At 62.7% G+C, this 2,317-nt stretch carries 3 protein-coding genes; all 3 read right to left on the bottom strand.

The window, feature by feature from the left end:
• Positions 1–2: 2 nt before the first annotated feature.
• From AC5XE7_RS20760 to AC5XE7_RS20750, 3 genes are read right to left on the bottom strand one after another with little or no spacing between them, the layout of a single operon-like run.
• Positions 3–779 (bottom strand): amino acid ABC transporter ATP-binding protein, encoded by a 777-nt coding sequence (locus AC5XE7_RS20760; protein ID WP_495367427.1) that lies wholly within the window; start codon positions 777–779, stop codon positions 3–5.
• A gap of 1 nt (position 780) precedes the next feature.
• Positions 781–1,443 (bottom strand): amino acid ABC transporter permease, encoded by a 663-nt coding sequence (locus AC5XE7_RS20755; protein ID WP_287945432.1) that lies wholly within the window; start codon positions 1,441–1,443, stop codon positions 781–783.
• Positions 1,443–2,090: an amino acid ABC transporter permease gene (locus tag AC5XE7_RS20750; RefSeq protein ID WP_495367426.1), complete on the bottom strand. Its 648-nt coding sequence runs from the start codon at positions 2,088–2,090 to the stop codon at positions 1,443–1,445. Before AC5XE7_RS20750 ends, AC5XE7_RS20755 begins: the two co-directional genes overlap by 1 nt.
• Positions 2,091–2,317 lie beyond the last annotated feature (227 nt).

The raw sequence follows: 2,317 nt of genomic DNA, 5'->3' as shown, positions 1-2,317 counted from the left end.
CGTCAGAAGCTGTTTCGCTCGTGATATGTCCTGAGGAATGCCTGAATGCGGGGATCTTCAGGATGATGGAGGATTTGTGCAGGGGCATCGACGCCGACCAGCTCGCCCTTCTCCATGAAGGCCACCTGATCGGCGACATGGGCGGCAAAGCCCATCTCGTGGGTGACGACCACCATGGTGATGCCTTCCGAGGCCAGCGCCTTCATAACGTTGAGCACTTCGCCCACCAGTTCCGGGTCGAGCGCCGAGGTCGGCTCATCGAACAGCATCAGGCGCGGTTCCATGGCAATGGCGCGGGCGATCGCCACGCGCTGCTGCTGGCCACCCGACAGGCGCGAGGGATGGTTGGCCATCCGGTCGGCCAGCCCCACCTTGGTCAGCGCCTCGGCGGCGCGCGCCTCGGCCTCGGCCTTCCTCATGCCGCGCACGCGGATCAGCCCCTCGGCCACGTTTTGCAACGCGGTCATGTGCGGCCACAGGTTGAACTGCTGGAACACCATGCCGATGGAGCGGCGCATGTCGCGCAGCTTGCGCCCGCCCATCTTCGCGCCGCCGGCGGTCTCGTAGCCGATCAGCTTGCCGTCGATGAGAACCTCGCCGGAATCATATTCTTCCAGAAAGTTGATGCAGCGCAGCAGGGTGGACTTGCCCGAGCCGGAGGGGCCGATCAGACAGGTCACCTTGCCGGGCGGGATCGACAGGTCGATGTCCTTCAGCGCCTGGAACTTGGAGTAGTATTTGTTGACCTTGCGGATCTCGACGGATGATGCGGCAATCATCTTACGTCCTTTCGATGAGGTAACCGGTGATGCGCTTCTCCAGCCGGCGGCCAAAGCGCGAGATGGTTTCGACCAGCGCCCAGAAGAACAGCGCCAGCGCGAGATTGGCTTCCAGATAGCGGAAGGTCTCGGTGGACATGCGCTGTGCCTGGTACATCAGCTCGGGAACCGTGATGATCGACAGGATCACCGTTTCCTTGGTCAGGATGATGGAGAAGTTGACGAGGGCCGGCAGCGCCGAGACCAGACCGACAGGCAGCAGAATGCGGCGCACGATGATGGCCTCCGCCATGCCGATGGCGCGTGCCGCCTCGATCTGGCCATGGGGGACGGCCTGAAAGGCGGAACGGAAGATCTCCGCGAAATAGGGGCTGCCGTAAAGGGTCAGGCCCAGAATGCCGGCGGGCAGCGCATCGAGGCGCAGGCCGACCAGCGGGCCGCCATAATAGAGCACGAACAGCTGCACCAGAAAGGGCGTGCCGCGGATGATCTCGATATAAGCCTGCATGATCCAGCCGACCGGGCGTGGCGCATAGCGCTGGATCAGCGCGATGACGAGGCCGAGCGCCATGCCCAGCACCGTTCCCAGAAGCCAGCAGAGAATGGTGAGGCCAAAGCCGCGCAGCAGCATGGGCCCATATTGCTGAAAGATGCTCCAGTCCATCAGACGGCCATCCTGTGTTCGAGATAGCGGCCGAGCGCGGCCAGGAACAGGTTGATAAGGAGGTAGATGCAGGCAGCGGCCAGATACACCTCCAGCGGCCTGAAGGTGGTAGCGGCCTGCGCCTGGCTCGCGCGGGTCAGCTCCAGAATGCCGACGACGGAGACCAGCGACGACACCTTGACCAGCAGGATCAGCTCATTGATGAGGGCCGGCAGCGACAGTCTCACGGCCTGCGGAAGAATGATGCGGGTCCAGATGTCGCGCGGTCCCATGCCGATGGCAGTGGCGGCTTCGGTCTGACCCTTCGGCAGCGCATTGATGGCGCCCCGCCAGATCTCGGAAATATAGGCGCTGGCGCAGATGCCGACGGTGACCACGGCCGCGACCATTGCCGGCACGTCGATGCCGATGACGGGCAGCAGGTAGTAGAACAGGAGCAGCTGGACAAGCAGCGGCACGCCCCGCAGGAAGCTGACCCACAGACCGGCAAAGCGGCGCAGCCATATCTGCTTTGAGAGGGCAGCGGCACAGACCAGGGTTCCAATGACGAGCCCGAGGGCGATGCCGAGCACGGAGATCAGCAACGTGTAGCGGGCTGCCCAGAAGAGGGGCCCGAAACTGTCGAGGAAAGTCTGGAAGGAGAACATCGCGGCTCGCCAGTGGTGAGGGCAGACAAGATCATTTCATCAATTCACAGAAACGATCTGTTTGTTAGTTATCGCATTTTGCGGCGCCTGAGTTTTCATTCGGCGCGCAAAATGCGCAAGGCAATGCGGGCGAGGCAAGCCCCGCCCGCATGTCAGAACTTACTTGGTGGGGACTTCGCGTGGCAGCTCGGTATAGGTGCCCAGCCACTTCTCCTGAATGGCCTTCA

It is taken from the genome of Aquamicrobium sp. YD-1-mutant5 (assembly GCF_059509755.1).
This window is presented reverse-complemented; position numbering and strand designations above follow the sequence as displayed.

Bases quoted from the DNA above. Each gene is read 5' to 3' on its own strand.
- AC5XE7_RS20755 (WP_287945432.1), bottom strand. From the start codon at position 1,443: ATGGACTGGAGCATCTTTCAGCAATATGGGCCCATGCTGCTGCGCGGC.
- AC5XE7_RS20750 (WP_495367426.1), bottom strand. From the start codon at position 2,090: ATGTTCTCCTTCCAGACTTTCCTCGACAGTTTCGGGCCCCTCTTCTGG.
- AC5XE7_RS20760 (WP_495367427.1), bottom strand. From the start codon at position 779: ATGATTGCCGCATCATCCGTCGAGATCCGCAAGGTCAACAAATACTAC.